General features: G+C 63.6%; 1 protein-coding gene. It reads right to left on the bottom strand.

Translation table 11 applies throughout. The annotated features are described in order from the left end of the window. Positions 1-54 precede the first annotated feature (54 nt). Positions 55-987, bottom strand: a complete 933-nt coding sequence (locus tag DW2_RS18850; RefSeq protein WP_038149006.1) for an IS5 family transposase — start codon at positions 985-987, stop codon at positions 55-57. Between the last annotated feature and the right edge of the window lie 61 nt (positions 988-1,048).

The raw sequence follows: 1,048 nt of genomic DNA, 5'->3' as shown, positions 1-1,048 counted from the left end.
GGCGCTGTTGCGCAAATCAGCTGATGATCGCACTTGCCCTTTCCCCGGACACTCTTATCCCGCGGCCACGGTCATCGGGATACCGAGTGCCGTGAAGCGGTTGAGGACCGCCGCGCGGATCTGGACCTCTGCCACTTGGCGGTCAAAGTCCCGCGACATCAACCGCTGGCCGAGCAGCTTCACGCAGTTCATTTTTGTTTCGACCCTGCTGCGGCGGTGATACCCGCTCCAGTTCCGCCAGAGCGCCCGGCCCAAGTGCTTCGATGCTCGCAGGATCTCGTTGCGCGCGCGGGCTCCGGCTGTGTCCGGCTTCCATGGCCTGGCATTCCGTCTCGGCGGGATGATAGCTGCAGCATCGCGCGCGGCGATGGCGTCGTGGCAGGCGCGGGTGTCATAGGCACCGTCGGCGGTGACGGTGGCGATCTCCTCCTCCGCCGGGATCTGGGCAAGCAGGTCCGGCAGCATCGGCGCATCGCCGACATTGCTGGACGTGACCTCGACGGCCCGGATTTCCAATGTTTCCTCGTCGACTCCGAGGTGGATCTTGCGCCACACGCGCCGTTTCGAGCCGCCATGCTTGCGCGTATGCCACTCACCTTCACCTTCCACCTTGATGCCGGTGCTGTCCACGAGCAGGTGCAGCTGCCCCTTCGAGCCGCGATACGGAATGATCACGTTCAAGGTTTTCTGGCGGCGTGACAGAGTGCTAAAGTCCGGCACGGACCAGTCGAGCCCAGACAGTTCGAGCAGGCTCGCCACGAAACCGGTCGCTTGGCGGAGCGGCAGCCCGAGGAGGATCTTGAGGGTGAGGCAGGCCTGGATCGCCGCGTCGCTATAGGCCTGCTGACGGCCGCGACGCCCCGACGGAATGGCTTCCCACTGCATCGAGGGATCGAACCAAACGGTCAGTGATCCCCGCTGCCTCAGCGCCTGATTGTAGCTTTGCCAGTTGGTGGTCTTGTAGGTCGTCTTCGGAGGTCTGCTCATGCTGCCCAGCTAGCATGCCGGATTCACAACATGAATCCTCCCGGATTTGCGCAACAACGCC

The sequence above is a fragment of the Thioclava atlantica genome (assembly GCF_000737065.1).
GTDB classification, from domain to species: Bacteria; Pseudomonadota; Alphaproteobacteria; order Rhodobacterales; family Rhodobacteraceae; genus Thioclava; species Thioclava atlantica.
Note: the sequence above shows the minus strand (reverse complement) of the source record. Positions and strands in the feature narration are given on the sequence as shown.

Excerpts from the sequence above, each read along its gene's own strand:
- DW2_RS18850 (WP_038149006.1), bottom strand. The coding sequence starts at position 987 with ATGAGCAGACCTCCGAAGACGACCTACAAGACCACCAACTGGCAAAGC.